Raw genomic sequence first — 1,035 nt, 5'->3', positions numbered from 1 at the left:
GGAGCCGTCGAAGGTGGGATCGGCGATTGGGACGAAGTCGTAACAAGGTAGCCGTACCGGAAGGTGCGGCTGGATCACCTCCTTTCTAAGGAGCATCTCCAGTCGACTGTTCACAGAGGTGAATGTGTCACTGGCAGAGCCGTTTCGGACTCACATGTAGTCCGGCGGTGCTCATGGGTGGAACACTGACTACCTCATCGCATTCGACCGGTTCAAAGCAGCTGGTCGCGGTGATATACCGACACACTATTGGGTCCTGAAAGAACACGCGAGTGTTTCTTTCCAGGCAAGACAAACGATCCGCTCGGATCTCGTTGACATCGCCGGCTTCGCCGGGCTGGTCTTCGAATTCAATCCGGTGCGGGTGTGTTGTTTGAGAACTGCACAGTGGACGCGAGCATCTTTGTTAGTAAGTGTTTAAGAGCGTACGGTGGATGCCTTGGCACCAGGAGCCGATGAAGGACGTAGGAGGCTGCGATAAGCCTCGGGGAGCTGTCAACCGAGCTGAGATCCGAGGATTTCCGAATGGGGAAACCCAGCACGAGTGATGTCGTGTTACCCGCATCTGAATATATAGGGTGTGTGGAGGGAACGTGGGGAAGTGAAACATCTCAGTACCCACAGGAAGAGAAAACAACAGTGATTCCGTGAGTAGTGGCGAGCGAAAGCGGATGAGGCTAAACCGTGTAGATGTGATAGCCGGCAGGCGTTGTCTACGCGGTGTTGTGGGGTCTTCTTTCTCAATTCTGCCGAATTGGGCAACAGTAAGAAACCGAAGTGTTAGTCGAAGTGGTCTGGAACGGCCCGCCATAGACGGTGATAGTCCGGTAGACGAAAACTCTTCGGCTGTTGTAGGAGATACCCGAGTAGCAGCGGGCCCGTGAAATCTGCTGTGAATCTGCCGGGACCACCCGGTAAGCCTGAATACTCCCTGGTGACCGATAGCGGACTAGTACCGTGAGGGAAAGGTGAAAAGTACCCCGGGAGGGGAGTGAAATAGTACCTGAAACCGTGCGCTTACAATCCGTCAGAGCC

The 1,035-nt window shown here is 54.5% G+C and carries 2 rRNA genes; both read left to right on the top strand.

Annotated features, from left to right (window positions below):
* Window positions 1-85 (top strand): 16S ribosomal RNA (locus AB0L91_RS35245); the annotation flags it as partial.
* A 322-nt stretch (window positions 86-407) separates the two neighbouring features.
* Window positions 408-1,035: ribosomal RNA gene (locus tag AB0L91_RS35240) — 23S ribosomal RNA — on the top strand; the annotation flags it as partial.

Origin of the sequence: Nocardia sp. NPDC051833, from assembly GCF_040681225.1 — a bacterium.
Taxonomy (GTDB): Bacteria; Actinomycetota; Actinomycetes; order Mycobacteriales; family Mycobacteriaceae; genus Nocardia.
The sequence above is the reverse complement of the archived record's forward strand: the minus strand, read 5'-3'. Positions and strand labels throughout refer to the sequence as shown.